We start from the raw sequence: 26,650 nt of genomic DNA, 5'->3' as shown, positions 1-26,650 counted from the left end.
ATCGGGGTCGTGTCCGAAGCGCCAGAAACCACCGCCCGCCCGCGCGTGCTCTCCGGGATCCAGCCGACCGCCGACTCGTTCCACCTCGGCAACTACCTCGGCGCGCTCCGGCAGTGGGTGCGCATGCAGGACACGCACGAGACCTTCTACATGGTCGTCGACCTGCACGCGATCACGGTCGAGCAGGACCCGAAGGTGCTGCGGCAGCGCACCCGCGTCTCGGCCGCGCAGCTCCTCGCGCTGGGCGTGGACCCGGAGCGCAGCGCGTTGTTCGTGCAGAGCCAGGTGCCCGAGCACGCGCAGCTGTCCTGGGTGCTGGAGTGCCTGACCGGATTCGGCGAAGCCAGCCGGATGACGCAGTTCAAGGACAAGGCCGCCAAGCAGGGCACCGACCACGCCAGCGTCGGCCTGTTCACCTACCCGGTGCTGATGGCCGCGGACATCCTGATCTACCAGGCGGACGCGGTGCCGGTCGGTGAGGACCAGCGCCAGCACCTGGAGCTGACCCGCAACCTCGCGCAGCGGTTCAACCAGCGCTTCGGCAAGACGTTCACCGTGCCGGAGCCGCACATCGTGCAGGGCACGGCGAAGATCTACGACCTGCAGGACCCGGCGGTGAAGATGAGCAAGTCGGCGTCCTCGCCGAACGGCATCATCGAGCTGCTGGAGGACCCGAAGCGCTCGGCGAAGAAGATCCGCTCGGCGGTCACCGACACCGGCCGCGAGGTCAGGTTCGACCGCGAGAACAAGGCGGGCGTGTCGAACCTGCTGTCGATCTACTCGGCGCTGACCGACCGCACGATCGCGGACCTGGAGGCGGCCTACGAGGGCAAGGGCTACGGCGACCTGAAGAAGGACCTGGCCGAGGTCCTCGTCGAGTGGGTCACCCCGATCCAGGAGCGCGTCCAGTCCTATCTGGACGATGTGGCCGAACTGGACAAGGTCCTGGCCCGCGGCGCGGAGAAGGCGCGCGAGGTGTCCTCGCGGACGCTGGCGCGGGTGTTCGACCGCGTCGGATTCCTGCCGCCCGCGTCCTGACGTCCACAGTGGACCCGGCCCGGCCCCGAATTGCGAGGTCGGGGCGGGGTCGTTAGCGTTTTCCCGTGGCGGAAGAGAAGGAAAAGCTGGTCCCGCGGCTGCGCCGGAAGTACCCGTGGCTCGACCACCTGGTGCGGGCCAACGACGCGTTCGGCGAGCGCTACGGCAACCACTACGCGGCGGCGATCACCTACTTCAGCGTGCTGTCGTTGTTCCCGCTGCTCATGGTCGGGTTCTCGATCGCCGGGTTCGTGCTGGCGAACAACGAGGCGGCCCTGAACGAGCTGCGGGACGGGATCATCTCCTCGACGCCGCCGGGGATCGGCGACTTCGTCACCAAGATCGTCGACGCGGCGCTCGCCTCTCGTGGCGGCACCGGGGTGTTCGGTCTGCTGCTGGCGCTCTACTCCGGCATCGGCTGGATGAGCAACCTGCGTGACGCGCTGACCGCCCAGTGGGGCCAGGAGAAGAAGAGCCGCCCGATCGTCTCGACGACGATCAAGGACCTGCTGGCGCTCGGCGGGCTGGGGCTGGCGATGGTCGTGTCGTTCGGCCTGACCGCGGTCGGCGGCGGGGTGGGCAACTTCCTGCTCGGGCTCGTCGGCCTGGAGGACCAGTCGTGGGCGCGGTTCCTGCTCCGCCTGGCGACGATCGTGTTGTCCCTGCTGGCGAACATGCTGGTGTTCCTGTGGGTGCTGTCGCGGCTGCCGCGGGAGAAGGTGTCGGCGCGCAGCGCGATCAAGGGCGCCGCGATCGCCGCCGTCGGCTTCGAGGTGCTCAAGCAGGTCGGCTCGATCTACCTGGCGAGCGTCACCAGTTCGCCGAGCGGGGTGCTGTTCGGGCCCATCATCGGTCTGCTGGTGTTCGCCAACCTGGTGTCCCGGTTCCTGCTCTTCGTGACGGCCTGGACGGCGACCGCGCGGGAGAACCTCGTGACGACGGTCGAACCCCCGCCGCCCGCGGTCATCCGCCCGACGGTGGAGGTGCGGCGCGGCCCCGGCGCGGGCGCCGTGGCAGGCGCGTTCAGCGCCGGCGCCGCACTGGCCTGGCTAGGCCGGCGCCGCCGATAGCGCCAGGCACTGGGCAACTCGCAAGCCGGCAACGCAACAGCACCGACCATCGAACCAGACCTCCCCCGCCCCCGATCCACAGCCGATCTTTAGTCGCCGACCAGGGTTGTCAAGGCACGCTTTCCCGCCTTGACAACCCTGCTCGGCGACTGAAACACAATCAGGAATCGGGGGCGGGGGAGGTCGGCACCCACGGCGACCTCAGTACGACCGCCCCTTCTTGCGGTGGTGCCCGATCACGAACCCGGCCACGATGATCACCGCCACCACCAGCGTCAGGATCCACCCGGTCACCCCGAACGGATCCTTCTCCCCGGCGGCCCCGGCCTCGGAGACACCGGCGACGTCCGTAGTGCCGCCGTCCGCGGCCTGCTCCGACACCACCGGCGACACCAGGTGGCCCACCGGTGACGCGTTGGAGCGGGCCAGCGCGAAGCCGTAGTCCAGCAGCGCCTTGGCCTGGTTCACGACCGGCGCCGGGCGGTTCTCGGCCCGCATCAGGACCACCGCGACGCGGCGGCCGTTCTGCTCGGCGCCGCCGACGTAGGTGTGGCGGGCGTCGTCGGTGAAGCCGGTCTTGCCGCCGAGGAAACCGTTGTAGGTGCCGAGCAGCTTGTTGTCGTTGACGATCGAGAACGCCGGTTTGCCGGGCTGGTCCGGGATCTGCACCGCGCGGGTCGCGATCGAGTCGGCGAACTCGGGCTGCTTCATGGCGTAGTTGAAGATCAGGCTCATGTCGTAGGCCGACGCCGACATGCCAGGGCCGTCCAGGCCCGACGGCGTCGCCGCGCGGGTGTCCGTCGCGCCGAGTTCCGCGGCCAGCTCGTTCATCTTCCGCACGGTCGCGGGCACCCCGCCCAGTGCGGTCGCGAAGGCGTGGGCGACGTCGTTGCCGGAGTGCATCAGCAGGCCGTGCAGCAGCAGGTCGACGGTGTAGCGCCCGCCCGCGACGAGGCCGACGCAGGTGCACTCCTGGCTGGCGTCCTCGACCGTCGGGACGATCACCTGGTCCGGCTTCAGTTCGCGGATCACCACGAGCGCCAGCAGCGTCTTGATCAGGGATGCCGGGCGCTGCCGCGCATGCGGGTTCTTCGCGGCGAGCACCTCGCCCGTCTCGAGGTCCTGCAGCACCCAGGACGCGGCGGTGGTGTCGGGCGGAACCGCGGCGCCGGACGGGTAGACGACGCCGCATTCGCCCATCCGAGCCCCGCCGACGGCCGTCTTCGGCACCGGCAGGGGAGCGGGCGCGGCGACGCCGGGCGGCGGCTGTTCGGAGGTGTCCACCGGCGGCGGTGGCACGACCGCGTCGGGGCAGACGGAGGGAGCGGCCGTCGCGGTGCCGGCGAATGGCACGAGACCGGACAACACAACCAGAACGAGGGAGAGCAGGAAACCGCGTCGCACCAAAGCAGGCTAGAGGACGCGCGGACCGGTTCCCCGGCGCGGCGCCCCGATCCGATCGGGGGATACTCGGAGCATGTCTCGACGTGTGGCATGGTTCCTGCTGGCTTTCGGGATCTGGTCCTGGGTCATCTGGATCACGTTCGTGAAGAACCTGTGGGCCAGCGAGAACTCGTGGGGGCCGGACGGATCGGCCACCGGGTTCTTCGTGGTGCACCTCATCCTGGCGATCGTGAGCTTCACCCTGGGGACGATCATCGGGATCATCGGATGGCGCGGGCTCCGCACGAAGCACCCCGACAAGGTCGACGCCTGACGCGCACGCCGGAGGAGCGCCGGGACGGTGGTCGAACATCCTGAGCCCGCCCCGCGCCGGTGAGTCACCGGCCCCGGAGGTGCGCGCGGCGCGCACGCCACGGCTGACAACTCGGCGGAACCCATCCGTTTGCGATCGCATCCAAGCGGCATCGATCACACGGATGGGGGATCATGTTCCGGCTTTCCAAGCTCCTCCCGGCGGCCGTCGCGGGTCTGCTGGCCGTCGGGCTCGCCCCAGCCCTCGCGCAGCCCGAAGCGCAGCAACCCGCCTACGCGCCGACCATGCTCGTCCTCGACGGGTCCGGCTCGATGAAGCAGGCGGACGCCACCGGCACCAAGATGGACGCCGCGAAGAGCGCTCTGCGCCGGTTCATCGGGTCGGCTCCCGCGGAGGCACAGGTGGGCCTCACCGTCTACGGCACCCGCACCGGCTCGTCCGACGCCGAGAAGGCCCAGGGCTGCCAGGACGTCCAGGTCCTCAGCTCCCCGAAGACCATCGACAAGCCCGCCCTCACCGCGGCCGTCGACGGCATCCAGCCCAGCGGCTACACCCCGATCGGCACCGCCTTGCGCACCGCCGCCGCCGCGCTCCCGCAGACCGGTCCGCGCGCCGTCGTTCTCGTCTCCGACGGCGAGGACACCTGCGCCCCGCCCGACCCGTGCGAGGTCGCCAGGGAACTCACCGCCCAGGGCGCCAAGGTCGTCGTGCACGCGGTCGGCTTCGACGTCGACGCCAGGTCCCGCGAGCAGCTCACCTGCATCGCCCAGGTCACCGGCGGCACCTACAGCGACGCCCCCGACGGCAAGACCCTGGAGCGCATCCTGCCGCGCGTCTCCGCCACCGCGCTGCGCACCTACGAACCCGCGGGCACCCCGATCACCGGCGCCGCGAGCTGGGACACCGCGCCGGTCGCCGGCTCCGGCCAGCACCTGGACACCCTCGGCCAGAAGGAAACCCGCTACTACGCGGTCGACGTCCCGCAGGGCGCCACCGCCTACTTCAGCGGCACGATCTCCTTCCCCCGCCTGCCCGGCGTCGACCGGCTCGACGACATCAACTCGCTCCAGCTGCGCGTCTACGGCGCGGGCGGCGAGGACTGCCACGCCTTCCTGTCCGAGCAGGCGACCATGTCCAGCGACGGCGTCGCCCTCACGATCGCCAAGGCCTGGGACGGCGCGACCGAGCCGAAGAAGGGCAGCGGCAGCTCCGACAACTGCCGCGGCGCCGGGCGGTACTACTTCGCCCTGACCTGGGACCGCGTGTCGGCCGAGGTGCCCGAGCGGTTGCCGGTCGAACTGCTCGTCGGCGTCGAGCCCGCGGTCGCCGACGGCGGCCCCAAGGCCGTCCTGCCCACCACCGCGTTCACCGAACCCGCCGGTACCGGCACGCCGGTGACCGGCGGCGGCTCGTTCAACGTCGCCGCCCCGCTGACGGGCAGCGGCCGCTACACCGACACCCTCCAGCGCGGCGAGTACGTCTTCTACCGCGTCAAGCTGGGCTGGGGCCAGGGCCTGGCCTACCGCGTCCACTTCGGACAGGCCGGCGGCAGCGGCGTCGACAACGTCTCGAACATCGCCACCACCGCCTACAACCCGTACCGCGCGGAGATCGACTCCGACACCACGGTCTACACCGGCTCCGGAGGTGTGCTGCCGACCCGGAACGCGATCGCCACCGCGCCGGTGCGCTACCACAACCGCGAGGCCGACAACTCGAAGGTCCGCACCCAGGCTGTCGCGGGCTGGTACTACATCGCGGTCAAACTGGGCGCGACCTTCGACGAGGGCGACAACGTCCCGGTGCCGGTCACACTGGACCTCACGGTGGCAGGCACGCCGGAACCCGGCCCGGCTTACTCCGCCCCGAGCGGCGGCGTCTTCGGCGACGACCAGCCCACCGAAACCGCCGAGCCCACGCCCGTCGCCGCGGCCACCGGGAAGGGCGCGCCGGTCTGGCCGTTCTGGCTCGGCGGCGCGGGCGTCGTGGTCGTGGCCGCGATCATCGTGCTCGCCGTCCGCGGCCGCCGCTCCTGACACGAGAAGAGGCCCCCTCGCCGCCAGGGCGAGGGGGCCTCTTCCGCAGGAACCTCAGACGCGCTTGAACAGCAGCGCGCGCTTGACCTCCTGGATCGCCTTCGTCACCTGGATGCCACGCGGGCACGCGTCGGTGCAGTTGAAGGTCGTGCGGCAGCGCCACACGCCCTCGGCGTCGTTGAGGATGTCCAGCCGCTCCTCGGAACCCTCGTCACGGCTGTCGAAGATGAACCGGTGGGCGTTGACGATCGCCGCCGGGCCGAAGTACGACCCGTCGTTCCAGTACACCGGGCACGACGAGGTGCACGCCGCGCACAGGATGCACTTGGTGGTGTCGTCGAACCGCTCCCGGTCCGCCGCCGACTGGATCCGCTCGCGCGTGGGCTCGTTGCCGTAGGTGATCAGGTACGGCTTCACCGCCCGGTACGCCTCGAAGAACGGCTCCATGTCGACGTAGAGGTCCTTCAGCGTCGGCAGGCCCTTGATGGGGGCCACGGTGACCGTGGTCTCCTTGCCGTCCTTCGCCAGCAGGTCCTTGACGAGCACCTTGCAGGCCAGCCGGTTGATGCCGTTGATCTGCATCGCGTCCGAACCGCAGATGCCGTGCGCGCACGACCGGCGGAACGACAGCGTGCCGTCCACGTAGTTCTTGATGTTGAACAGCAGGTTCAGCACGCGGTCGGTGGGCAGCGCCGGGACCTCGTAGGACTCCCAGTGCGGCGCGTCGTCGATCTCCGGGTTGAACCGCTGGATCTTCACCGTGATGGTGACCGAGCCCTCCGGCGCGGGAATCCCGTTCACGGTGTTCTGTTCGGCTACCGCGGTCATGTCAGTACTTCCGCTCCATCGGCTCGTACCGGGTGAAGGTCACCGGCTTGTAGTCCAGCCGGATGTCGGCCATGAACCCGTTGATGCCCAGCGGGGCGTCCGGGTCCGGCGTTTCCGGCAGCATCTTGTACGACATCGAGTGCCGCATGAAGTTGACGTCGTCGCGGTTCGGGTAGTCCTCGCGGGCGTGCCCGCCGCGGGACTCCTTGCGCGCCAGCGCCGCGTTGACCAGCGCCTCGGCCAGGTCGAGCAGGAAGCCCAGCTCGATCGCCTCGAGCAGGTCGGTGTTGTACCGCTTGCCCTTGTCCTGGATCGAGATCCGGCCGTAGCGCTCCTTGAGCCGCTGGACGTCGGTCAGCGCGGTCTTCAGCGTGTCCTCGGTGCGGTACACGGCCGCGTTGGTGTCCATGGTCTGCTGCAGCTCGGTGCGGATGTCCGCGACCCGCTCGCCACCGTGCGCGGTGCGCAGGTGGTCGACCATGCCCTCGACCATCTTGGCCGGGTTCTCCGGCAGCTCGACGAAGTCGTGGTTGTTGGCGTACTCGGCGGCGGCGATGCCGGCGCGGCGGCCGAACACGTTGATGTCCAGCAGCGAGTTGGTGCCCAGCCGGTTCGCGCCGTGCACCGACACGCACGCGACCTCGCCGGCGGCGTAGGCGCCGGGCAGGACGGTGTCGTTGTCGAGCAGGGCCTCGCCGTGCACGTTCGTCGGGATGCCGCCCATCGCGTAGTGCGCGGTCGGGTACACCGGCACCGGCTCCTTCACCGGGTCCACACCGAGGTAGGTGCGGGCGAACTCGGTGATGTCCGGCAGCTTCGTCTCCAGGACCTCGGCGCCGAGGTGCGTGCAGTCCAGGAGCACGTAGTCCTTGTGCGGGCCGGCGCCGCGGCCTTCGAGGACCTCGAGGACCATCGACCTGGCGACGATGTCGCGCGGCGCGAGGTCCTTGATGGTGGGGGCGTAGCGCTCCATGAACCGCTCACCCGAGGCGTTGCGCAGGATCGCGCCCTCACCGCGGGCGCCCTCCGTGAGGAGGATGCCGAGGCCGGCCAGGCCGGTCGGGTGGAACTGGTAGAACTCGATGTCCTCCAGCGGCAGGCCCTTGCGGTAGTAGATGCCCATGCCGTCGCCGGTGAGGGTGTGCGCGTTCGACGTGGTCTTGAAGACCTTGCCGAAACCACCGGTGGCGAACACGACCGCCTTCGCCTGGAAGACGTGGATCTCGCCGGTCGCGAGCTCGTAGGCGACCGCGCCGGTGGCGACGGGCCCGTTCTCGGTCTCGGTCGTGATCATGTCGAGCACGTAGAACTCGTTGAAGAACTCGATCCCGTGCTTGACGCAGTTCTGGTACAGCGTCTGCAGGATCATGTGACCGGTGCGGTCGGCCGCGTAGCAGGCCCGGCGCACCGCGGCCTTGCCGTGGTCACGGGTGTGCCCGCCGAACCGGCGCTGGTCGATCTTGCCTTCCGGCGTCCGGTTGAACGGCAGGCCCATCTTCTCCAGGTCGAGCACGGCGTCGATGGCCTCCTTGGCCATGATCTCCGCCGCGTCCTGGTCGGTCAGGTAGTCGCCGCCCTTGACCGTGTCGAAGGTGTGCCACTCCCAGTTGTCCTCCTCGACGTTGGCCAGCGCGGCACACATGCCGCCCTGAGCCGCGCCGGTGTGGGAGCGGGTCGGGTAGAGCTTGGTGAGGACCGCGGTGCGGGCGCGCTGGCCCGCCTCGATGGCGGCGCGCATCCCGGCGCCACCGGCGCCCACGATCACCACGTCGTACTTGTGGAACTGCATGTCCGCTTCTTCCTCGGGTGGTGGTGGGTCAGCTGCCGGCCATGTCGGGGTCGAAGGTGAAGATCACCAGGGTGCCCACGAACAGGATGACGACCATCGACACGTAGAGCACGATCTTCAGCCAGAAGCGCGTGCTGTCCTTGCGTGCGTAGTCGTCGATGACCGTCCGGAGGCCGTTGCCGCCGTGCAGCTGGGCCAGCCACAGCATCGCCAGGTCCCAGAACTGCCAGAACGGCGAGGACCAGCGGCCTGCGACGAAGCCCCAGTTGATCCGGTGCACGCCGCCGTCGAGGATGTTCATGATGAACAGGTGGCCGAGCACCAGTACGACCAGCGCGAGGCCGGAGATCCGCATGAACAGCCAGCTGTAGAGCTCGAAGTTGCTGCGGCGGGCGGCGGGTCGCCGCGGCGAGCGCGGCTTGTCGAGTGCGAGGGTCTCGGTTGCCATCTCTCGCTCAGCCTCCGAACATTTCCGACACCGTGCGCCACATCATCGCGATCGCACCGGGAATCATGACGAGCACCCAGATGACGGCGACCGTCCACAGCATGTGCTTCTGGTACTTGGTGCCCTTCGACCAGAAGTCGACCAGCATGACCCGGATGCCGTTCAGCGCGTGGAACAGCACGGCGCCGACCAGGCCGACCTCCATGAGGTTGACCAGCGGGGTCTTGTAGGTCTCGATGACCTCGTTGTAGGTGTCGGGCGAAACCCGGACCAGCGCGGTGTCGAGGACGTGGACGAACAGGAAGAAGAAGGTGAGCACGCCCGTGATCCGGTGCAGGACCCAGGACCACATGCCCGGGTCGCCCCGGTAGAAGGTCCCGCTCCGGCGTGAGGCACCCGCCCGATCGCTCGCCTCCGCCGCCGTCTGGTCGGCGGCGGTGCTCGCCGTGGTGGACATCGGTGTACGGCCTCCAACGTCGTGGTTGGACTGTGCCCGGCTGACCTGCGAATCCACCGGGCCGCGGGAGCGTCCACCTGGGACTTCGCAGGCGCCCCGGCGGGGTGTTCAAGGCCATCGAGCTTGGATAAAGGGGATGCTAGACCTGGTCGCCATACCGCACTCAACCTGTGGTTGGTGTGTGTGATCGACCAGACACCCCCTGCGTGTCGCAGGTCTCATCCCCGTTAGCACGTCGCCCAAACTTCGCGAAGTGAGGTGAATCTCGCTCACTCGGTCGGGTGGGCGTGACTCAATGTGATTGAACTGTCGCCGTGCCGGAGAACAAGCAAACGTTTAGGTTACGTGCTGTGGCTCTGGCATGGCCATTTGCTCACAGGCGGGTACCGTTCGCCCGTCGAGCCCGGCAATGAGCCGGGTCGTTCTCGGGTCCGCTGGAACACCAGCGGGGAGGGAGAGACAGGGTGCGTAAGACGCGTGCCACCACACTGGCCGCCACCGCCATGGCGGCGGCGCTCGCGCTGGCGGGGTGTGCGAAGGACTCCGGCACCAGCGGGAGCAGCAACAACGACAACGCCGCGGCCGGTTCCTGCGTCACGGCACAGGCGCCCGCGGCCACTGCGGCGTCGACCAGTTCGAGCGCGGCCGGCCAGCGGGTCGATGCCAGCAAGCTGCGGGTCGCGCTCGCGTTCGACATCGGGGGCCGGGGTGACGCCTCGTTCAACGACGCCGCCGCCGCGGGTGTGGACAAGGCCAAGGCCGACATGGGGGTCACCGACGTCCGGGAGAGCACCGCGTCGCCGACCGAGGACGAGGCCGCCAAGGAGCAGCGCCTGACGCAGCTGGCCACGGACGGCTACAGCCCGATCCTGGCGATCGGGTTCGCCTACGCGAGCGCCGTGCAGGCCGTCGCGCCGAAGTTCCCGAACACCCAGTTCGCCATCGTCGACGACGACTCGGTGACCGCGCCGAACGTCACCCCGCTGGTGTTCTCCGAGGAGCAGGGCTCCTTCCTGGTGGGCGTCGCGGCGGTCTACAAGAGCAAGAACTGCCACGTCGGCTTCGTCGGCGGCGTGAACACCCCGCTGATCCAGAAGTTCGAGGCCGGTTTCATCGCGGGCGCGAAGGCCGCGTCGAACAAGGTCCAGATCACCAGCGACTACCTGACCCCGGCCGGCGACAACACCGGCTTCCAGGACCCGGCGAAGGGCAACATCAAGGCCGCCGCCGAGTTCTCCGCCGGCGCCGACGTGGTCTACCAGGCCGCGGGCGCCTCCGGGAAGGGCGTCTTCCAGGCCGCGAGCGCGGCCAAGGGCCTCGCCATCGGCGTCGACTCCGACCAGTACAACCAGGCGACCGTCGCCGAGTACAAGGACGTCATCATGACCTCCATGCTCAAGCGGGTCGACGTGGCCGTGTACGACTACATCCAGGCGCTGGCGAGCAACACGCTGAGCTCCCTGCCCAAGCGGTTCGACCTGTCGGTGGACGGCGTCGGCTACTCCACCTCCGGTGGCAAGATCGACGACATCAAGCCGCAGCTCGAGGGTTACAAGCAGGCGATCATCTCGGGCAGCATCACCGTCCCGACCACGCCGCAGAAGTAGATCTTTTCCAGCCGCGTCCGGGGCTCGGGAGGGTGATCCCTTCCCGGGCCCCGTGCGCCGTTTCCGGGGGTCTCATGACCAACTCTCCACCGGCCGTCGAGCTGCGCGGCATCACGAAGCGCTTTCCCGGCGTGGTCGCCAACTCCGACGTCAACCTGACGGTGGCGTCGGGCGAGGTCCACGCCATCTGCGGCGAGAACGGGGCCGGCAAGTCCACCCTGATGAAGATCCTCTACGGCATGCAGCCGCCGGACGAGGGCACCATCGCCATCAACGGCGAGCAGATCAGGCTGCGCAACCCGCAGGACGCGATCCGCGCCGGCATCGGCATGGTGCACCAGCACTTCATGCTCGCCGACAACCTGACCGTGCGGGAGAACGTCCTGCTCGGCGCGGAGAACCTGCACGGCATCGGCCGCGCGGCGCGCGCGAAGCTGGCCGAGCTGGAGAAGCAGGTCGGCCTGTCCGCGCCGCTGGACGCGCTGGTCGAGACGCTCGGCGTCGCCGACCGGCAGCGCGTGGAGATCATGAAGGTGCTCTACCGCGGCGCGCGGATCGTCATCCTCGACGAGCCGACTGCGGTGCTCGTGCCGCAGGAGGTCGACGCGCTGTTCGAGACGGTGCGCGGCATGCAGGCCCAGGGCTTCACCTTCATCTTCATCTCGCACAAGCTCGACGAGGTCCGCGCGATCGCCGACACGGTCACCGTGATCCGGCGCGGCACCACCGTCGGCACCGCCGACCCGAAGAAGATCTCCTCGCGGGAGCTGGCGGAGATGATGGTCGGGTCCGAGCTGCCCAGCCCGGAGACCCGCGAGTCGACCGTCACCGACCGGGACGTGCTGCGCGTGTCCGGCCTGCGGCTGACGGTCGAGGGCTCCGAGCGCGCGGTGCTCGACGACATCACCTTCACCGTGCACGCGGGCGAGGTGCTCGGCATCGCCGGTGTCGAGGGCAACGGCCAGACCGAGCTGGTCGAGACGATCATGGGCATGCGCAAGGCCAGCGGCGGGTCGATCGAGCTGGTCGACGCCGACGGCACCGCGCGCGACCTGACCGGTCTCGGCACGCTCGCCCGCCGGGAGGCCGGCATCGGCTACGTGCCGGAGGACCGCACCCGGCACGGGCTGCTGCTGACGCAACCGTTGTGGGCCAACCGGATCCTGGGCTACCAGACCCGGCGGCCGGTCTCCAAGGGACAGCTGCTCGACATCCCCGGCGCACGCAAGGACACCGAACGGATCGTCGCCGAGTACGACGTCCGCACGCCCGGCATCGAGGTGCCCGCGGCGGCCCTGTCCGGCGGCAACCAGCAGAAGCTGGTCGTCGGCCGCGAGCTGTCCGGCAACCCGGTGCTGCTGATCGCGTCGCACCCGACCCGAGGCGTCGACGTCGGCGCGCAGGCGCTGATCTGGGAGCAGATCCGCCAGGCCCGGCACGACGGCCTCGCGGTGCTGCTGATCTCGGCCGACCTCGACGAGCTGATCGGCCTGTCCGACACCATCCGCGTCATGCTGCGCGGACGTCTGGTGAGCGAGGCCGACCCGGCCACCGTCACACCTCAGGAACTGGGCTCTGCCATGACCGGAGCGGAGGAAGCCGCGTGACCTCCTGGCGCACCAAGGTGCTGCCGCCCCTGCTGGCGATCGTCTTCTCGGTGCTGATCTGCTCGATCGCACTGCTGATCTCCGGAGCCGATCCGCTGCAGGCCTACGGCACCATGATCGGTCAGCTGTTCAAGGGCACCACCGCCGTGGACACGGTGAACCTCGCGACGGTCTACTACCTGTCCGGGCTCGCGGTGGCCATCGGCTTCCAGATGAACCTGTTCAACATCGGTGTCGAGGGCCAGTACCGCTTCGCCGCCGTCGTCGCGGCGATCGTCGGCGGGGCGGTGGTCCTGCCGCCGGTGATCCACGTCGTGTTCATCATCCTGGTCGCGCTGCTGGCCGGGGCCCTCTACGCGGCCGTGCCCGCGATCCTCAAGGTGACCCGCGGCGTCAGCGAGGTCATCTCGACGATCATGCTCAACGCGATCGTCGGCGGCATCGTGGCGTTCCTGATCAACCCCGACCAGTTCGGCGTGCTGACCGGGAACAACCTCAAGACCGAGGAGATCGCCCCGTCCGGCCGGGTGCCGAGCATCCCGCTCGGCGACGGCGAGCTGTTCGGGTTCGTGATCATCGCCGCGGCCATCGGGTTCGCCTACTGGTTCATGCTCAACCGCACCCGGTTCGGGTTCGAGCTGCGGGCCAGCGGCGAGTCGACCACGGCGGCGGCCGCGGGCGGCGTCAACGCGAAGAAGATGACGTTGATCGCGATGCTGCTGTCCGGCGCGGTGGCCGGCCTGGTCGCCATCCCCGAGCTGGTCGGCCGCGACTTCACCTACGCCATCACCTCGACCCAGGGCTACGGCTTCACCGGCATCGCGGTCGCGCTGCTGGGCCGCAACCACCCCGGCGGCATCGCGCTCGGCGCGCTGCTGTGGGCGTTCCTGGACAAGTCGGCGGTGTCGCTGGAGCAGGTCGACGTGCCGAAGGAGATCGCGACGATCATGCAGGGCGCGATCGTGCTGTCGGTCGTCGTGGCGTACGAGATCGTGAAGCGGGCCGACCTGGCCGCCGCGCAGCGCCGCGTCGGCCGCGCGCTGTCGGGCGGCCGTCCCGCTTCGGTGAGTGAAGGGGGTGCGGTGTGACGACCGCGACGGATTTGACGTCCGCGCCCCTGGTGGTGCCGCCGAGCCCGCGCAGGCGCCGCCTGCCCGCGTGGGCCCGCGCCGCCATGTGGGCGATCGGGATCGTCGCGGTGCTGTCCACCGCGTCGTACCTCACCGGGGTCAACACGCTGACCTCGACGAACACCGCGCAGACCGCTTTGCGGCTCGCGCTGCCGATCCTGTTGTGCGCGCTCGGCGGTCTGTGGTCCGAGCGCGGCGGTGTGGTCAACATCGGTCTCGAGGGCATGATGATCCTCGGCACCTGGGGTGCGGCGTGGGGCGCCTACTACGGCGGTCCGTGGGCGGGCCTCGGCGCGGCGATCTTGTTCGGCGCGCTCGGCGGTCTGCTGCACGCGATCGCGACGGTGACGTTCAACGTCAACCACATCGTGTCCGGTGTGGCGATCAACCTGCTCGGGCTCGGCGTCGCGAAGTACCTGGCGACGCTGATCTTCGAGCCGCTGTCCGGCAACCCGCGGCAGTCGCCGACGGTGCCGACGTTCGACACCTACTCGGCGACGTTCCTGTCGAACTGGCTCACCGACCTGGAGGACCAGCAGCGGGTGTTCATCTCGGACGCGGCGGGCCTGCTCAACGGGCTCGTCACCGGGGTGGCGCCGCTGACGATGATCGCGATCCTGCTGGTGCCGGTGAGCTACCTGGTGCTGTGGCGGACGCGGCTGGGGCTGCGGTTGCGGTCGTGCGGGGAGAACCCGGTGGCGGCCGAGTCGCTGGGCATCAACGTGTACGCGCACCGGTACCTGGGCGTGCTGGTTTCCGGTGGCCTGGCCGGCATGGGCGGCGCCTCGCTGGTGCTGCTGCAGGGCGGCGGCGGTTACCTGGAGAACCAGACGAACGGCCGCGGGTACATCGGCCTGGCCGCGATGATCTTCGGTAACTGGCGGCCGGGGGGCCTGCTCGGCGGCGCCGCGCTGTTCGGGTACGCGGATGGTCTGCAGCTTTCCGGCGGTGGCCGGGCGGTGCTGGCCCTGCTGTACGGCGTGGTGCTGCTGCTGTTCGTGATCGTCGTGGTGCAGCTGATCCGGCGGCAGTGGATCGCGGCGGCGCTCGGCGTGGCCGGCGCCGGTGTCCTGTACTGGATCTACTGGTCCAACGACACGCTGCCGAGCGAGCTGACCCCGTACACCGCGCACGTGGTGACGTTGATCGTGCTGGCGGTGGCGTCGCAACGGCTGCGGCCGCCGAAGGCCGACGGCGCCCGGTATCGCCGTGGCGAGGGGGACTAGTGGGCGAGATCGACTGGGAGGCGCTGCGCGCTCAGGCCGTCGAGGCGGCGAAGAGCGCGTACGCGCCCTACTCGGGGCTGCACGTCGGGGTCGCCGGGCTGGTGGACGACGGCCGGGTGGTCGTCGGCTGCAACGTGGAAAACGCTTCCTACGGGCTCGGGCTGTGCGCGGAGTGCACGATGGCCGGGCAGTTGCGGTTGAGCGGCGGCGGTCGTCTGGTGGCGGTGGCGTGCCGGTCCGGCAGCGGTGACCTGCTGATGCCGTGCGGACGGTGCCGCCAGATCATCTTCGAGCTGGGCGGCGGTTCGTGCCTGGTGGACACCCCGTCCGGGGTCCTGCCGATGACCTCGGTGCTGCCGGACGCGTTCGGGCCCGCGGACCTGCCGTGAAAGCGTTTGCGGCGGTCGACGTCATCCGGGCCAAGCGGGACGGCGGCGCGCTGAGCGACGAGCAGATCCGCTGGGTCGTGGACGCCTACACGCGTGGCGAGGTGGCCGAGGAGCAGATGGCCGCGCTGGCGATGGCGGTGTTCCTGCGCGGGATGGACGCGCGGGAGACGGCGACCTGGACCGGCGCGATGATCGACTCCGGAACCCGGCTGTCGCTGCGCGTGGACCGGCCGACCGTGGACAAGCACTCGACCGGCGGGGTCGGCGACAAGATCACCTTGCCGCTGGCCCCGCTGGTCGCCACGTGCGGCGCGGCGGTGCCCCAGCTGTCCGGCCGCGGCCTCGGCCACACCGGCGGGACGTTGGACAAGCTGGAGTCGATCCCCGGTTGGCGTGCTTCGTTGTCGGTCGACGAGATCACCGCCCAGCTGAACTCGGTCGGCGCGGTCGTCTGCGCGGCGACGTCCGGGTTGGCCCCGGCGGACCGGAAGCTGTACGCGCTGCGGGACGTGACGGGCACGGTCGAGTCGGTGCCGTTGATCGCCAGCTCGATCATGAGCAAGAAGATCGCGGAGGGCTCGGCCGGCCTGGTCCTGGACGTGAAGACGGGGTCCGGGGCGTTCATGAAGTCGCGCGAGCAGGCGTCGGAGCTCGCCAGGACGCTGGTCGAGATCGGTTCGGCGCACGGCGTGGCGACGACGGCTCTGCTGACGGACATGAACACGCCGCTGGGGTCCGCCGTCGGGAACGCGGTGGAGGTCGCCGAGGCCGTCGAGGTGCTGCAGGGCGGCGGGCCGGCGGACGTGGTCGAGCTGACGGTGGCCCTCGCGCGGGAAATGCTGGAACTCGCGGGCATCTCGGTGGACCCGGCTCGGGTGCTGGCTTCCGGTGAGGCTTACGAGACGTGGTGCCGGATGATCACTGCTCAGGGCGGCGATCCTGGCGCGCCGTTGCCGCAACCTGGGCACGTCACGGTGTTCCCCGCACCGTCCTCGGGTTATCTGTCTGTTTTGGACGCCTATGCGGTTGGCGTCGCTGCCTGGCGCCTGGGTGCCGGGCGGGCGCGTAAAGAGGATCCGGTGCAGCACGCGGCGGGTGTCCGGTGCCTGGCCAAGCCAGGCGACCAGGTGACCGAAGGACAGCCCGTGCTGGAACTGCACACGGACACCCCGGATGCGGTGCCGGCCGCACTGGAGGCGTTGAGCAAGGCGGTCCAGATCACCGACACACCCCCGGAACCGGTCAACCTGATCCTGCACCGCATCGACTGAGCGGCACGAAGCCAGAGCTAAAAACACAAGGTAGCTGGGTGGTCATCCCGTCGCCTGACACGTGACGATCACCTTGAGCCAGGGCCGCAACCCGCGCTCGGTCCGGCGGCCGAGAACACAAAGCTTGCGGCCCTGGCTCAAGGTGATATGCACAAACCGGAAGGCGACGGGATGACCACCCGGCGACCACCCGCCCAAGGTGGGACGAGGCACCCAACCCCTGGTCATCCCGGAGCCTGCCCGTCCGGCGAGGACTTCTTTTGATCTTTAAAGCCGCGCCTTCGCGCGGAAACAGCGCCTCACGGCGCTCAAATGGTCACCTTCCGACCACCCCCGCCCCCGATGCCTGATTGTGTTTCAGTCGCCGAGCAGGCGTGTCAAGGCGGGAAAGCGTGCCTTGACACGCCTGGTCGGCGACTAAAGATCGGCTGTGGATCGGGGGCGGGGGAGGTCTGGTTCGATGGTCGGTGCTGTTGCGTTGCCGGCTTGCGTGTCGCTGGTGGGGGAGGTCTGGTTGGGGTAGTCGCTTGCTTTGCGTTGCCGGCTTGCGGTTCGAACACCCCGCAGAGCCGCCCTCAGCTGGCTGCATCGTGGCCCAGGTCCACGATGCAGAACACGTTTCCCTCCGGGTCGGCCAGCACCACGAAGTCCGGGTCCTCCGGGTAGCGATCCCACTCCACCTTCGATGCCCCCAAACCCACGAGGCGGTCCACCTCGGCGGCCTGCTCGTCCGCCGACTCCACGAACAGGTCGAGGTGGATCCGCGGATGGCGCTGCACGGGGGTCTCGCTGCGCATCAGCCCCAGCACCGGACCATCGTCGCCGCTGAGGGTGCGCCAGTTCGCGTTTCCCCACTCGCTCGTCACGTGCAGGCCGAGCGCCTCCGTCCAGAACGCCTCGGCCCTCGCGAGGTCGTCGACACCGAGCACCGGGATTCCCAACCGCAACATGCCCCGAGCCTAGACACGAGAACGGCCCCGGGCATGCCGTACGCCCGGGGCCGATCCACGAGAAACTCAGGCTTCGGTGTCGTCGCCCTCGGACTTGGGCTTCACGTCGGCGTTCTTCGGCGCCCGGCCGTTGCGGGCCCGGCGCGGCTGGCGCTGCGCGGGCGGCGGCGGGGCGATCTGCGGCACCGACGGGCCGCCACCCAGCATCAGCTCCGCGAACGTCGCCATCGCCTCGTCGAGCTGGCCGCCGATGCGCCGCTCCGACTCCTCGTTGCTGCGGCGCACCAGGGAGCCCACCGAGTCGGTGTCGGGGCGGCTGGACAGCGTGCCCTCGACCCGCGAGAAACCGCTCTTGACCGCGCCGCCGAGGTCGCCGAACTGCGCGGCCACACCCTCGTCGACCTTGTCGATCCGGTTGCCCAGGTCGTCCAGGCGGCCGGTGATCTGCTCCAGCCGGGCGGACAGCGCTTCCAGCCGCTCGGTCGGGTCCAGCATCTCGCCGGTCTCGTCGATCGCGCCGCGCAGGGCCTGCGTGGCCGCCTCGACGCGCTCGCGGTGCTGGTTGTCCGCCTCGTCCACGCGGCCGCGCAGGTCGGACAGGCCGTTCTCGACCCGCTCACGCAGCTCGCCGACGCCGTTGTCCACCCGCTCGCGCAGCTCGCCCAGGCCCGAGTCGACCCGGTCGCGCAGGATGGACTCGGCCATCTCGATGCGCTCCTTCACCGGGCCGTGCACGGCCTGCGGCAGCGCCTCGAGCTTCGCGTCCTGCTTGTCCAGGTGCCCGTTCAGGTCGTCGAGGCGGCGGTGGATGTTCTCCAGCTTGTCCTCGAGCCCGTCCATCCGGCCCGCGACACCCTCGAAGCGGGCGGCCACACCGTCGAGACGGCCGTCGAGCTGGGCGAACGGCTTCGCCAGCTTGTCGACGATGCTCTCCACCGCGCGCGCCAGGTCCGCCAGCGCGTTGTCCTGCGCCTCCAGGCGCGACATGGCCTCGTCCAGGCGCTCGGCGAGCACGCCGACCTCGGTGCGGTCGGGCAGCTCCGACAGCCGCTTGCGCACGGCGCCCAACGAGTCGACCGGAGCGAGCCGCGCGTAGATGTCGTCGAGCGCGTCGAAGATCTGCTGCTGCTCGCTCTCGCGGACTTCGGCCGCGCGCACCAGCATGTTGCGCATCCGGTCGAAGGACGGAGCTCCAATGTGGTTATCAGTGGTCACTTCGGTGTCCTTCGTCGGCGGGGAAAGAGGGACGTGGGCGAAGCTTAACCATTGCGGAATTGCTCTGGGTATCGCCCCCGTAAAGGCGGGAACGTCGTGGTCACCCCGACCGGCCGAATGCGAGCCGCCGGGCGGCGGTCTGAAGCTTGACTGGAGGCTGAGAGTCGCCACCGCGCGCGTCCATGTAGGTGACCGTCGCGGGGGTACCGTCGGAGCATGTCCGACAACGCCACCAGAGTGCCCCTGACCATGGAAAACATCCGGCGGGTGCCCAAGGTCCTGCTCCATGATCACCTCGACGGAGGACTCCGTCCGGGGACCGTGATCGAACTGGCCGACGCCCTCGGGTACCGCGATCTGCCCACGACGGACGTGGCCGAGCTGAGCCGCTGGTTCCGCGACGCCGCCGACTCCGGCTCCCTGGAGTCCTACCTGGAGACCTTCGCCCACACCTGTGGCGTGATGCAGACCGAAGAAGCGCTGGTCAGGGTGGCCGCGGAGTGCGTGGAGGACCTCGCCGAGGACGGCGTGGTCTACGCCGAGGTGCGCTACGCGCCGGAGTTGTTCGTCGAGCGCGGCCTGTCGCTGGACGCGGTCGTCGAGGCCGTCCAGGCGGGGTTTGCGGAGGGTGAGCGTCGAGCCGCTCAGCAGGGAAAAGTCATCCGAATGGGTACTTTGCTGTGTGCGATGCGTCAGCACGCCCGGGCGGCCGAGATCGCCGAGATCGCAGTGCGTTACCGGGACTCCGGAGTGGCCGGGTTCGACATCGCGGGACCGGAAGCCGGATTCCCGCCCACTCGCAACCTCGACGCATTCGAATATCTGCGCACCAATAACGCGCATTTCACCATTCACGCCGGTGAGGCGTTCGGACTCGCTTCCATTTGGGAGGCGATTCAGCATTGTGGCGCCGAACGACTCGGGCACGGTGTGCGGATCGTGGACGACATCAAACGCGATCCGGACGGCACGGTCCACCTCGGCCGGCTCGCGAGCTACGTCCGCGACCGCCGCATCCCGCTGGAGATCTGCCCGTCCTCCAACGTGCAGACCGGCGCCGCGGCGTCGATCGCCGACCATCCGATCGGGTTACTCGCGGACTTGCGCTTCCGAGTGACCGTCAACACCGACAACCGGCTCATGAGCGGCTGCTCGATGTCGAGCGAGTTCGCCGCACTCGCCGACGCGTTCGGCTACGGGTGGTCCGACTTCCAGTGGTTCACGATCAACGCGATGAAGTCGGCGTTCCTCGATTTCGATCAACGGCTCGACCTGATCAACAACGTGATCAAACCGGGCTACGCCGAGTTGGTCTGAAAGCCCCTTGTGATCGTTAGCGTCGGCAAGTAAGGTCCAAGATGTAAGAACAAGCTCTCACATCTTGGGATGGTCGCGATGAGCCGGGCAGCAGGGCTGGACACGAGGAGTAGGCGCCGGTGGGGCATCCTCGCGCTCGGCCTCGCGGCCCAGACCGCGAGCTGCTCGTTCCTCTACGGCATCCCGTTCCTGGTGCCGGAGATGCGCGCGGCCGGGCTGACGCTCGCGGAGGCGGGCACGATCGTCGCCGCGCCCAGCATCGGCCTGCTGTTCACGCTGATCGTCTGGGGCGCGGCGGCCGACCGCTACGGCGAGCGCCTGGTCATGGCGATCGGCCTCGGCGCGTCGTCGGCGCTGCTGCTGGTCACCTCGCTGGCCGCGCCGTCGACGGGGGTGCTGTTCGCGTTGTTCCTGCTCGCCGGGGCGCTGACCGCGTCGGTCAACGCGGCCAGCGGGCGCGCGGTGATGGGCTGGTTCGGCCCGGACGAGCGGGGCACCGCGATGGGCGTCCGGCAGACCGCGCAGCCGCTCGGCGTCGGCGTCGCCGCGCTGGCCCTGCCGCCGCTGGCGCAGCACTGGGGCTTCCGGTCCGCGGTGCTGTTCCCGGCGGTGTTCGGGCTGGTGGTCGCCGCGCTGGTGGCGTGGCTGGTGATCGACCCGCCGCGGCCGGAGAAGAAGCCCGGTGCGCCGAAGCCGGCGTCGCCGTACCGCACGCCGACGCTGTGGCGGCTGCACGGGGCGAGCGCGCTGCTGGTGGTGCCACAGTTCGCGGTGTCCGCGTTCGCGCCGGTGTACCTGGTGTCGGCGCACGGCTGGAGTGCGCTGGCGGCGGGCTGGTTCCTGGCCGCGGTGCAGGTGCTGGGCGCGGTCGGCAGGCTGGCCTCGGGCTACTGGTCGGACCGGGTGGGCAGCCGCCTGCGCCCGATGCGGCAGCTGGCGGTGGCGAGCGCGGCGGTCATGCTGCTGGTCGCCGTCGGCGACGTGAGCTGGATGTGGGTGGTGCTGTTCGCGCTGGTCCTGGCCGCGGTGATCACGGTGGCGGACAACGGGCTCGGGTTCACCGCGTCCGCGGAGCTGGCCGGGATCGACTGGGCCGGGCGCGCGATGGGGACCCAGAACACGGCGCAGAACATCGCGGCGTCCCTCACACCACCCCTGCTGGGCCTGGTGATCGGCGACTCGCGCTACGCGCTGGCGTTCTGCGTCGCCGCGGTGTTCCCGGTGCTGGCAGTCGGGCTTACACCGGTCCGAGCCGAGACTCGGTCGTCGTGATGGCCTGACGGAGCGCTGCCCGCGCGGCGGTCAGTTCCGCCGCGCGGGCGTCCAGCTCGGTGAGCCGGGCGCGCAGGGTGTCGAGGACGCCGGGGCAGGCGTCCAGGGTGCCGTCGGGGTGGGCGCAGTCGATGATGCGGCGGATCTCCCTGGTCGGCAGGCCGACGCTGAGCAGTTCGCGGATCTGCCGCACGCGCTCGACCGCGCCGGTGTCGTACTCGCGGTAGCCGTTGTCGCGGCGCTGAGCGGTCAGCAGCCCGACGCGCTCGTAGTACCGCAGCAGCCGTTCGGTCGTCCCGGCGCGCCTGGCGAGTTCACCGATCAGCATCACTTGACCTTCCCACCATGTCAGGGATCAACACTGCCGGAAGTACCGCGATTCCCGGAGGAAGACCTTGATCATCGACGCGCACAGCCACGTTCACGACCCCGTCGAGAAGCACCTCGCCCTCCTCGACGAAGCCGGTGTCGACAAAGCGATCTTGTTCGCGACCCGTCCGCACCCCGAACGCGCGGCGACGCTGGACGAGCTGAAGGGGGAGATGGCCGTGCTGTCGCAGAGCCTGGCCGGCAGCGGCGAAGGCCGGGCCGCGGCCCTGCGCGAACTGGACGACGCGGTGGCCGCGCATCCGGACCGGTTCGTCGGCTTCGGCTCGGTGGACCTGATGCGGCCCGGGGCTGAGGTGGCGGCCGCGGTCGAGGAGGCGGGCCGGAAGTGGCGCGGCATCGGCGAGCTGACCCCGCCGCCCGGCCGCGCCGATCTGCTCGAACCGGTGCTGCGCGCGGCAGGCGACCTGCCGGTGGTGGTCCACGGCGCGGCCCCGGCCACCGCCGCCGACCTGGCGACCATCGGCGCGCTCGCCCGGAAGTACCCGCGGACGCCGCTGGTGATCAGCCAGCTCGGCGGCGAGCACTGGATCGCCGCGATCGAGCTGGTCCGCGAGACGCCCAACCTCTGGCTCGAGCTGTCGACGGCGAGCCTGGTGTTCTCCGTGCGGCTGGCGATCGCGGAGGTGCCGGACCGGACGTTGTTCGGCTCGGACGCGCCCTACGGCGATCCGGTGCCGGCCCGCGCGCTGGTCGAGCGCGTCACGCCGTCGGAAACAGCGCGCGCCGCGGTCCTCGGTGGGAACGCGGCGCGCCTGCTCGGCCTGTGAAGCGTCAGTGGACCCGGAGTCGGTTCTCGAAGGCCTCCACCAGTTTGCGCCACTCGCTCTGCTCGGTGTCGAACGGCGCGCTCGGCGCGAGCCGGCTCGGGTCCGGCTTCAGCACGAACGACACCAGCCAGCCGAGGCTCTCCGAAGTGGACAGTGCGGCGGCCACCGTGTCGTCGCCCGCCCAGTCCGCGGCGTCGGTGAGCAGCTCGACCGCCAGGTCCAGCTGCGTCGGGTCGATCGCGTCCGGGCCCTCGGCCAGGTCCTCGTCCAGGCCGGCGAGCACGTAGGTGTTCTCGGTGTCGACCTCGACCTCCAGCTCACCCGCGGTGGCCTTGGCGAGCACCTCGTCCCAAGTGGACACCTCGGCCAGGTCGTTGTCGGCGAACGCCGCGGAGTCGGCCAGCGCGCGCGCGAGCGCCTTCTCCGACTTGAACACGTCGATCCGGCCGTCGCTGCCCAGGAAGACCGGCTCGTCGTCCAGGTAGCACCGCAGCGAGTAGTACTCGTCGCCGGCGGTGATGATCTTGATCGGGTCGATGCCGACCTCGCCCCAGAACCCGACCGGGACGTCCTCTTCTTCTTCCTCGTCGTCGGAGTCGGCGCTCTCGACCGTGTCGAGGTCCTCGTCGGCCTGCTCGGACTCGACCTCGGCCTCGGCCGACTCCTCCAGGAAGGTGGCCAGCTCCTCGGCGGTCTGCTCGAGCACACCGGCGTCCACGTCCGGCACCTTGACCAGGCCGTCGATGGCGTCCAGCACGGTGTCCCACTTCTCGGACACGGCCTCGGACAGGTCGTTCCACAGGCGCTCGCCCTCGCGGCCGGTGAACGGCAGGCGGCCCTGCTCCAGCAGCGAGAAGCCCTCGGTGGCGTCGAGCACCTCGTGGACCTCGTCGAGCTCGCACACGTCGGCCAGCGAGCGCACGATGCCGACGATCTCGGCCAGCTCGCTGATCGTCCACGAGTCCGGGTCCTCGGCGACCAGCTCGGGCACGCCGACCAGGTCGTAGGAGTGGTCGTCGTCGGGGATCAGCTCCGGCACGTTCAGCGCCGGGACCGCGTTCCACGCCGGGTGGTCGATCAGGTCGTGCTGCTCGGCGGTCCGGACGAACGCGGCCAGGTGCGCGGCGTCGGGGAAGGCGTACAGATCCTCCTCGTCGCCGAGGAAGGCCTCCCACTCCTCACCGTCCTCCCGCCAGCGCGGGGCCCACAGGGTCACCAGGTCCCCCTGCGGCAGCCCGAGTTCGATCGGGACGATGTCCTGTGCCATGCCAGCCCTCCGGATTACACCTGTGTGTGGGAAGCCTACGGCTTGACGGGACCGGCCGCGATGGGCCCCATCTGCTCTCCGGCCGCGGGTGGCACGATGGTACCCACGATGACGCTCACAGACCTGCTACCAGCGGATCCGGATCCCGACACGCTGTTCGAGACGTTTTCGGCCTGGACGGCCGAACGCGGGCTCGAGCTGTACCCGGCGCAGGAAGAGGCGCTGATCGAGGTCGTCTCCGGCGCCAACCTGATCCTGTCCACGCCCACCGGCTCGGGAAAGAGCCTGGTCGCGGTGGGTGCGCACTTCACCGCGATGGCCCACGGCAAGCGCAGCTACTACACCGCCCCCATCAAGGCGCTGGTCTCGGAGAAGTTCTTCCAGCTCATCGAGATCTTCGGCGCCGACAACGTCGGGATGATGACCGGCGACTCCGCGGTCAACCCGGATGCCCCGATCATCTGCTGCACGGCGGAAATCCTGGCGAACATCGCGTTGCGGTTCGGTGCCGACGCCCCGGTGGGCCAGGTCGTGGCCGACGAGTTCCACTTCTACAGCGAGCCCGACCGCGGCTGGGCGTGGCAGGTGCCGCTGCTGGAGCTGCCGAACACGCAGTTCGTGCTGATGTCGGCCACCCTCGGTGACGTCACCTTCTTCGAGAAGGACCTGACCCGCCGCACCGGGCGCACTACCGCGGTGGTCACGTCGGCGCAGCGGCCGGTGCCGCTGACCTACCGGTACGCGCTCACCCCGCTGCACGAGACGATGACCGAGCTGCTCACCGGCGGACAGGCCCCGGTGTACGTCGTGCACTTCTCGCAGGCCGCCGCGATCGAGCGGGCGCAGGCCCTGATGAGCATCAACGTCACCACGCGCGCGGAGAAGGACGCACTCGCCGAGGCCATCGGGGACTTCCGGTTCTCCGCCGGGTTCGGCAAGACCCTGTCACGGCTGGTTCGGCACGGCATCGGCGTGCACCACGCCGGCATGCTGCCCAAGTACCGGCGGCTGGTCGAGCAGCTCGCGCAGGCCGGGCTGCTGAAGGTGATCTGCGGGACCGACACGCTCGGCGTCGGCATCAACGTGCCGATCCGCACGGTGGTGTTCTCGGCGCTGACCAAGTACGACGGGGTGCGCCAGCGGCACCTCAAGGCACGCGAGTTCCACCAGATCGCCGGGCGCGCGGGCCGGGCCGGGTACGACACCGACGGGTACGTGGTCGTGCAGGCGCCGGACCACGTGATCGAGAACGCGAAGGCGCTGCAGAAGGCGGGCGACGACCCGAAGAAGAAGCGGAAGATCGTCCGCAAGAACGCGCCGGAGGGGTTCGTCAACTGGACGGAGAGCACGTTCGAGCGGCTGATCTCGTCGCCGCCCGAGCCGCTGACGTCGAGTTTCCAGGTGAGCCACGCGATGCTGCTGAACGTGATCTCGCGGCCGGGCAACGCGTTCGAGCACATGCGGCACCTGCTGGAGGACAACCACGAGGACCGGCCGTCGCAGCGCAAGCACATCCGGCGGGCCATCGCGATCTACCGGGCGCTGGTCGCCGCGGGGGTCGTCGAGCGGCTGTCCGAACCGGACTCGACGGGCCGGATCGTGCGGCTGACGATGGACCTGCAGCTCGATTTCGCCCTGAACCAGCCGTTGTCGCCGTTCGCGCTGGCCGCGATCGAACTGCTGGACACCGAGTCGCCGACGTATGCGCTGGACGTGGTGTCGGTGATCGAGTCCACAGTGGAGAACCCGCGGCCGGTGTTGTCGCAGCAGCAGTTCAAGGCGCGCGGCGAGGCGGTCGCGGCGTTGAAGGCGGAGGGCGTCGAGTACGAGGAGCGGATGGCGCTGCTCGACGAGGTGACGTACCCGAAGCCGCTGGAGGAGCTGCTGGAGGCGGCGTACGAGACGTACCGGCGCGGGCACCCTTGGGTCGCCGACTACGAGCTGAAGCCGAAGTCGGTCGTGCGGGACATGTACGAGCGCGCGATGAACTTCGTCGAGTACATCAACTTCTATTCGTTGGCGCGGTCGGAGGGCCTGGTGCTGCGGTACCTGGCGGACACGTACGACGCGCTGCGGCGGACGGTGCCGGACGAGGCGAAGACCGAGCCGCTGGAGGACCTGATCGCGTGGCTCGGCGAGATGGTGCGGCAGGTCGACTCGAGCCTGCTGGACGAGTGGGAGGCGCTGCGGCACCCGGGGGAGGAGCCGCTGCCTGCGGAGCGGCTGCCGGAGAAGCCGCCGCCGGTCACGGGCAACGAGCGGGCGTTCCGGGTGCTGGTGCGCAACCAGATGTTCCGGCGGGTCGAACTGGCGGCCCGGCGCGCGTATGCGGAGCTGGGGGAGCTGGACGCGGCGTCCGGCTGGAACGACATCGAGTGGGAAGCCGCGCTCGAGGCCTACTACGAGCAGCACGACCGGATCGAAACCGGCGCGGACGCCCGCGGCCCGGCGATGCTGATCATCGAGAAGGAGCCCGAGGTCTGGCGGGTGAGGCAGATCTTCGACGACCCCGAGGGCGACCACGACTGGGGCATCAGCGCCGAGGTGGACCTCCCGGCCTCCGACGAGGCCGGCGCAGCGGTGGTCCGCGTGACGGCGGTGGACCAGCTCTGAGGCCGGTCGCCGCACCGGGCGGCGCCAGCCGCGCCGGACGGCATTAGTCGCGCCGGGCACCGCCAGCCGCACCGCGGGCAGCACCGTCCACACCAGGCACCGCCAGCCGCGCCGCACGGCATCAGTCGCGCCGGGTGGCGTCAGCCGCGCCGGGCGAGATGCTCCCCGGCGCGGCTGGGGTGCCCGGCGCGCGGCGGACGGTGTTGCCCGGCCTGGTCCGGAGCTACTCGGATTTCCGTCTGGCGC

The 26,650-nt window shown here is 69.9% G+C and carries 23 protein-coding genes; 14 read left to right on the top strand and 9 right to left on the bottom strand.

Features of this window, described 5'->3' with window-relative positions:
• Positions 1-9: 9 nt before the first annotated feature.
• On the top strand, positions 10-1,038 hold the full coding sequence (gene trpS / locus AMYTH_RS0124575; protein WP_027932532.1) for a tryptophan--tRNA ligase: 1,029 nt from the start codon (positions 10-12) through the stop codon (positions 1,036-1,038).
• A 65-nt stretch (positions 1,039-1,103) separates the two neighbouring features.
• The gene (gene yhjD / locus AMYTH_RS0124570) at positions 1,104-2,108 is read left to right on the top strand and encodes an inner membrane protein YhjD (protein ID WP_027932531.1); all 1,005 of its coding nucleotides are present in this window, start codon (positions 1,104-1,106) and stop codon (positions 2,106-2,108) included.
• 201 nt (positions 2,109-2,309) lie between these two features.
• On the opposite strand, the gene AMYTH_RS0124565 is transcribed toward yhjD, so the two are convergent.
• Positions 2,310-3,512, bottom strand: coding sequence for a D-alanyl-D-alanine carboxypeptidase family protein (locus tag AMYTH_RS0124565; protein WP_027932530.1), 1,203 nt, complete (start codon positions 3,510-3,512; stop codon positions 2,310-2,312).
• A 73-nt stretch (positions 3,513-3,585) separates the two neighbouring features.
• Here AMYTH_RS0124565 and AMYTH_RS0124560 point away from each other — a divergent pair, with 73 nt between their 5' ends.
• Both AMYTH_RS0124560 and AMYTH_RS0124555 read left to right on the top strand, forming a co-directional pair.
• Complete coding sequence (locus AMYTH_RS0124560) at positions 3,586-3,825, top strand: SCO4848 family membrane protein (RefSeq protein WP_037322668.1); 240 nt, start codon at positions 3,586-3,588, stop codon at positions 3,823-3,825.
• A gap of 173 nt (positions 3,826-3,998) precedes the next feature.
• Positions 3,999-5,861, top strand: coding sequence for a vWA domain-containing protein (locus AMYTH_RS0124555; RefSeq protein WP_037322667.1), 1,863 nt, complete (start codon positions 3,999-4,001; stop codon positions 5,859-5,861).
• A gap of 54 nt (positions 5,862-5,915) precedes the next feature.
• Here AMYTH_RS0124555 and AMYTH_RS0124550 read toward each other — a convergent pair whose 3' ends face one another.
• From AMYTH_RS0124550 to sdhC, 4 genes are read right to left on the bottom strand one after another with little or no spacing between them, the layout of a single operon-like run.
• Positions 5,916-6,689, bottom strand: coding sequence for a succinate dehydrogenase iron-sulfur subunit (locus AMYTH_RS0124550; protein WP_017986767.1), 774 nt, complete (start codon positions 6,687-6,689; stop codon positions 5,916-5,918).
• 1 nt (position 6,690) lies between these two features.
• Positions 6,691-8,478: a succinate dehydrogenase flavoprotein subunit gene (gene sdhA, locus AMYTH_RS0124545; RefSeq protein ID WP_020421791.1), complete on the bottom strand. Its 1,788-nt coding sequence runs from the start codon at positions 8,476-8,478 to the stop codon at positions 6,691-6,693.
• 28 nt (positions 8,479-8,506) lie between these two features.
• On the bottom strand, positions 8,507-8,926 hold the full coding sequence (locus AMYTH_RS0124540; protein WP_017986769.1) for a succinate dehydrogenase hydrophobic membrane anchor subunit: 420 nt from the start codon (positions 8,924-8,926) through the stop codon (positions 8,507-8,509).
• A 7-nt stretch (positions 8,927-8,933) separates the two neighbouring features.
• Entirely contained in the window at positions 8,934-9,383 is a 450-nt protein-coding gene (gene sdhC / locus AMYTH_RS0124535) for a succinate dehydrogenase, cytochrome b556 subunit (protein ID WP_017986770.1), read from the bottom strand.
• 503 nt (positions 9,384-9,886) lie between these two features.
• On the opposite strand from sdhC, the gene AMYTH_RS0124530 reads away from it, so the two are divergent.
• From AMYTH_RS0124530 to AMYTH_RS0124505, 6 genes are all read left to right on the top strand, one after another.
• Positions 9,887-10,990 (top strand): BMP family lipoprotein, encoded by a 1,104-nt coding sequence (locus AMYTH_RS0124530; RefSeq protein ID WP_037324043.1) that lies wholly within the window; start codon positions 9,887-9,889, stop codon positions 10,988-10,990.
• Positions 10,991-11,064: 74 nt separating this feature from the next.
• Entirely contained in the window at positions 11,065-12,597 is a 1,533-nt protein-coding gene (locus AMYTH_RS0124525; RefSeq protein ID WP_017986772.1) for an ABC transporter ATP-binding protein, read from the top strand.
• Entirely contained in the window at positions 12,594-13,685 is a 1,092-nt protein-coding gene (locus AMYTH_RS0124520) for an ABC transporter permease (protein ID WP_027932526.1), read from the top strand. The genes AMYTH_RS0124525 and AMYTH_RS0124520 overlap by 4 nt, the downstream gene beginning before the upstream one ends.
• On the top strand, positions 13,682-14,953 hold the full coding sequence (locus AMYTH_RS0124515; RefSeq protein WP_017986774.1) for an ABC transporter permease: 1,272 nt from the start codon (positions 13,682-13,684) through the stop codon (positions 14,951-14,953). The genes AMYTH_RS0124520 and AMYTH_RS0124515 overlap by 4 nt, the downstream gene beginning before the upstream one ends.
• Positions 14,953-15,342: a cytidine deaminase gene (locus AMYTH_RS0124510; RefSeq protein ID WP_017986775.1), complete on the top strand. Its 390-nt coding sequence runs from the start codon at positions 14,953-14,955 to the stop codon at positions 15,340-15,342. Before AMYTH_RS0124515 ends, AMYTH_RS0124510 begins: the two co-directional genes overlap by 1 nt.
• A complete protein-coding gene (locus AMYTH_RS0124505; RefSeq protein WP_027932525.1) occupies positions 15,339-16,613 on the top strand; it encodes a thymidine phosphorylase in 1,275 nt (424 codons plus the stop codon). The genes AMYTH_RS0124510 and AMYTH_RS0124505 overlap by 4 nt, the downstream gene beginning before the upstream one ends.
• 575 nt (positions 16,614-17,188) lie before the next feature.
• Here the strand turns inward: AMYTH_RS0124505 and AMYTH_RS0124500 are convergent.
• Positions 17,189-17,563, bottom strand: coding sequence for a VOC family protein (locus AMYTH_RS0124500; protein WP_027932524.1), 375 nt, complete (start codon positions 17,561-17,563; stop codon positions 17,189-17,191).
• A gap of 66 nt (positions 17,564-17,629) precedes the next feature.
• The gene (locus AMYTH_RS0124495; RefSeq protein WP_027932523.1) at positions 17,630-18,778 is read right to left on the bottom strand and encodes a coiled-coil domain-containing protein; all 1,149 of its coding nucleotides are present in this window, start codon (positions 18,776-18,778) and stop codon (positions 17,630-17,632) included.
• Between the two features lie 216 nt (positions 18,779-18,994).
• Here AMYTH_RS0124495 and AMYTH_RS0124490 point away from each other — a divergent pair, with 216 nt between their 5' ends.
• Positions 18,995-20,095 carry an adenosine deaminase gene (locus tag AMYTH_RS0124490; protein ID WP_027932522.1) on the top strand — a complete coding sequence of 367 codons (1,101 nt, stop codon included), beginning with the start codon at positions 18,995-18,997 and terminating at the stop codon, positions 20,093-20,095.
• A 78-nt stretch (positions 20,096-20,173) separates the two neighbouring features.
• Positions 20,174-21,367 (top strand): MFS transporter, encoded by a 1,194-nt coding sequence (locus tag AMYTH_RS0124485; protein ID WP_167344607.1) that lies wholly within the window; start codon positions 20,174-20,176, stop codon positions 21,365-21,367.
• Here AMYTH_RS0124485 and AMYTH_RS0124480 read toward each other — a convergent pair.
• On the bottom strand, positions 21,333-21,695 hold the full coding sequence (locus AMYTH_RS0124480) for a MerR family transcriptional regulator (RefSeq protein WP_027932520.1): 363 nt from the start codon (positions 21,693-21,695) through the stop codon (positions 21,333-21,335). The two genes, AMYTH_RS0124485 and AMYTH_RS0124480, sit on opposite strands and share 35 nt — an antisense overlap.
• 67 nt (positions 21,696-21,762) lie before the next feature.
• On the opposite strand from AMYTH_RS0124480, the gene AMYTH_RS0124475 reads away from it, so the two are divergent.
• Positions 21,763-22,524 (top strand): amidohydrolase family protein, encoded by a 762-nt coding sequence (locus AMYTH_RS0124475; protein ID WP_027932519.1) that lies wholly within the window; start codon positions 21,763-21,765, stop codon positions 22,522-22,524.
• Between the two features lie 4 nt (positions 22,525-22,528).
• On the opposite strand, the gene AMYTH_RS0124470 is transcribed toward AMYTH_RS0124475, so the two are convergent.
• On the bottom strand, positions 22,529-23,791 hold the full coding sequence (locus tag AMYTH_RS0124470; protein ID WP_027932518.1) for a hypothetical protein: 1,263 nt from the start codon (positions 23,789-23,791) through the stop codon (positions 22,529-22,531).
• Positions 23,792-23,899: 108 nt separating this feature from the next.
• Here AMYTH_RS0124470 and AMYTH_RS0124465 point away from each other — a divergent pair, with 108 nt between their 5' ends.
• Positions 23,900-26,404: a DEAD/DEAH box helicase gene (locus tag AMYTH_RS0124465; protein ID WP_027932517.1), complete on the top strand. Its 2,505-nt coding sequence runs from the start codon at positions 23,900-23,902 to the stop codon at positions 26,402-26,404.
• Positions 26,405-26,650 lie beyond the last annotated feature (246 nt).

It is taken from the genome of Amycolatopsis thermoflava N1165, from assembly GCF_000473265.1.
Taxonomy (GTDB): Bacteria; Actinomycetota; Actinomycetes; order Mycobacteriales; family Pseudonocardiaceae; genus Amycolatopsis_E; species Amycolatopsis_E thermoflava.
This window is presented reverse-complemented; position numbering and strand designations above follow the sequence as displayed.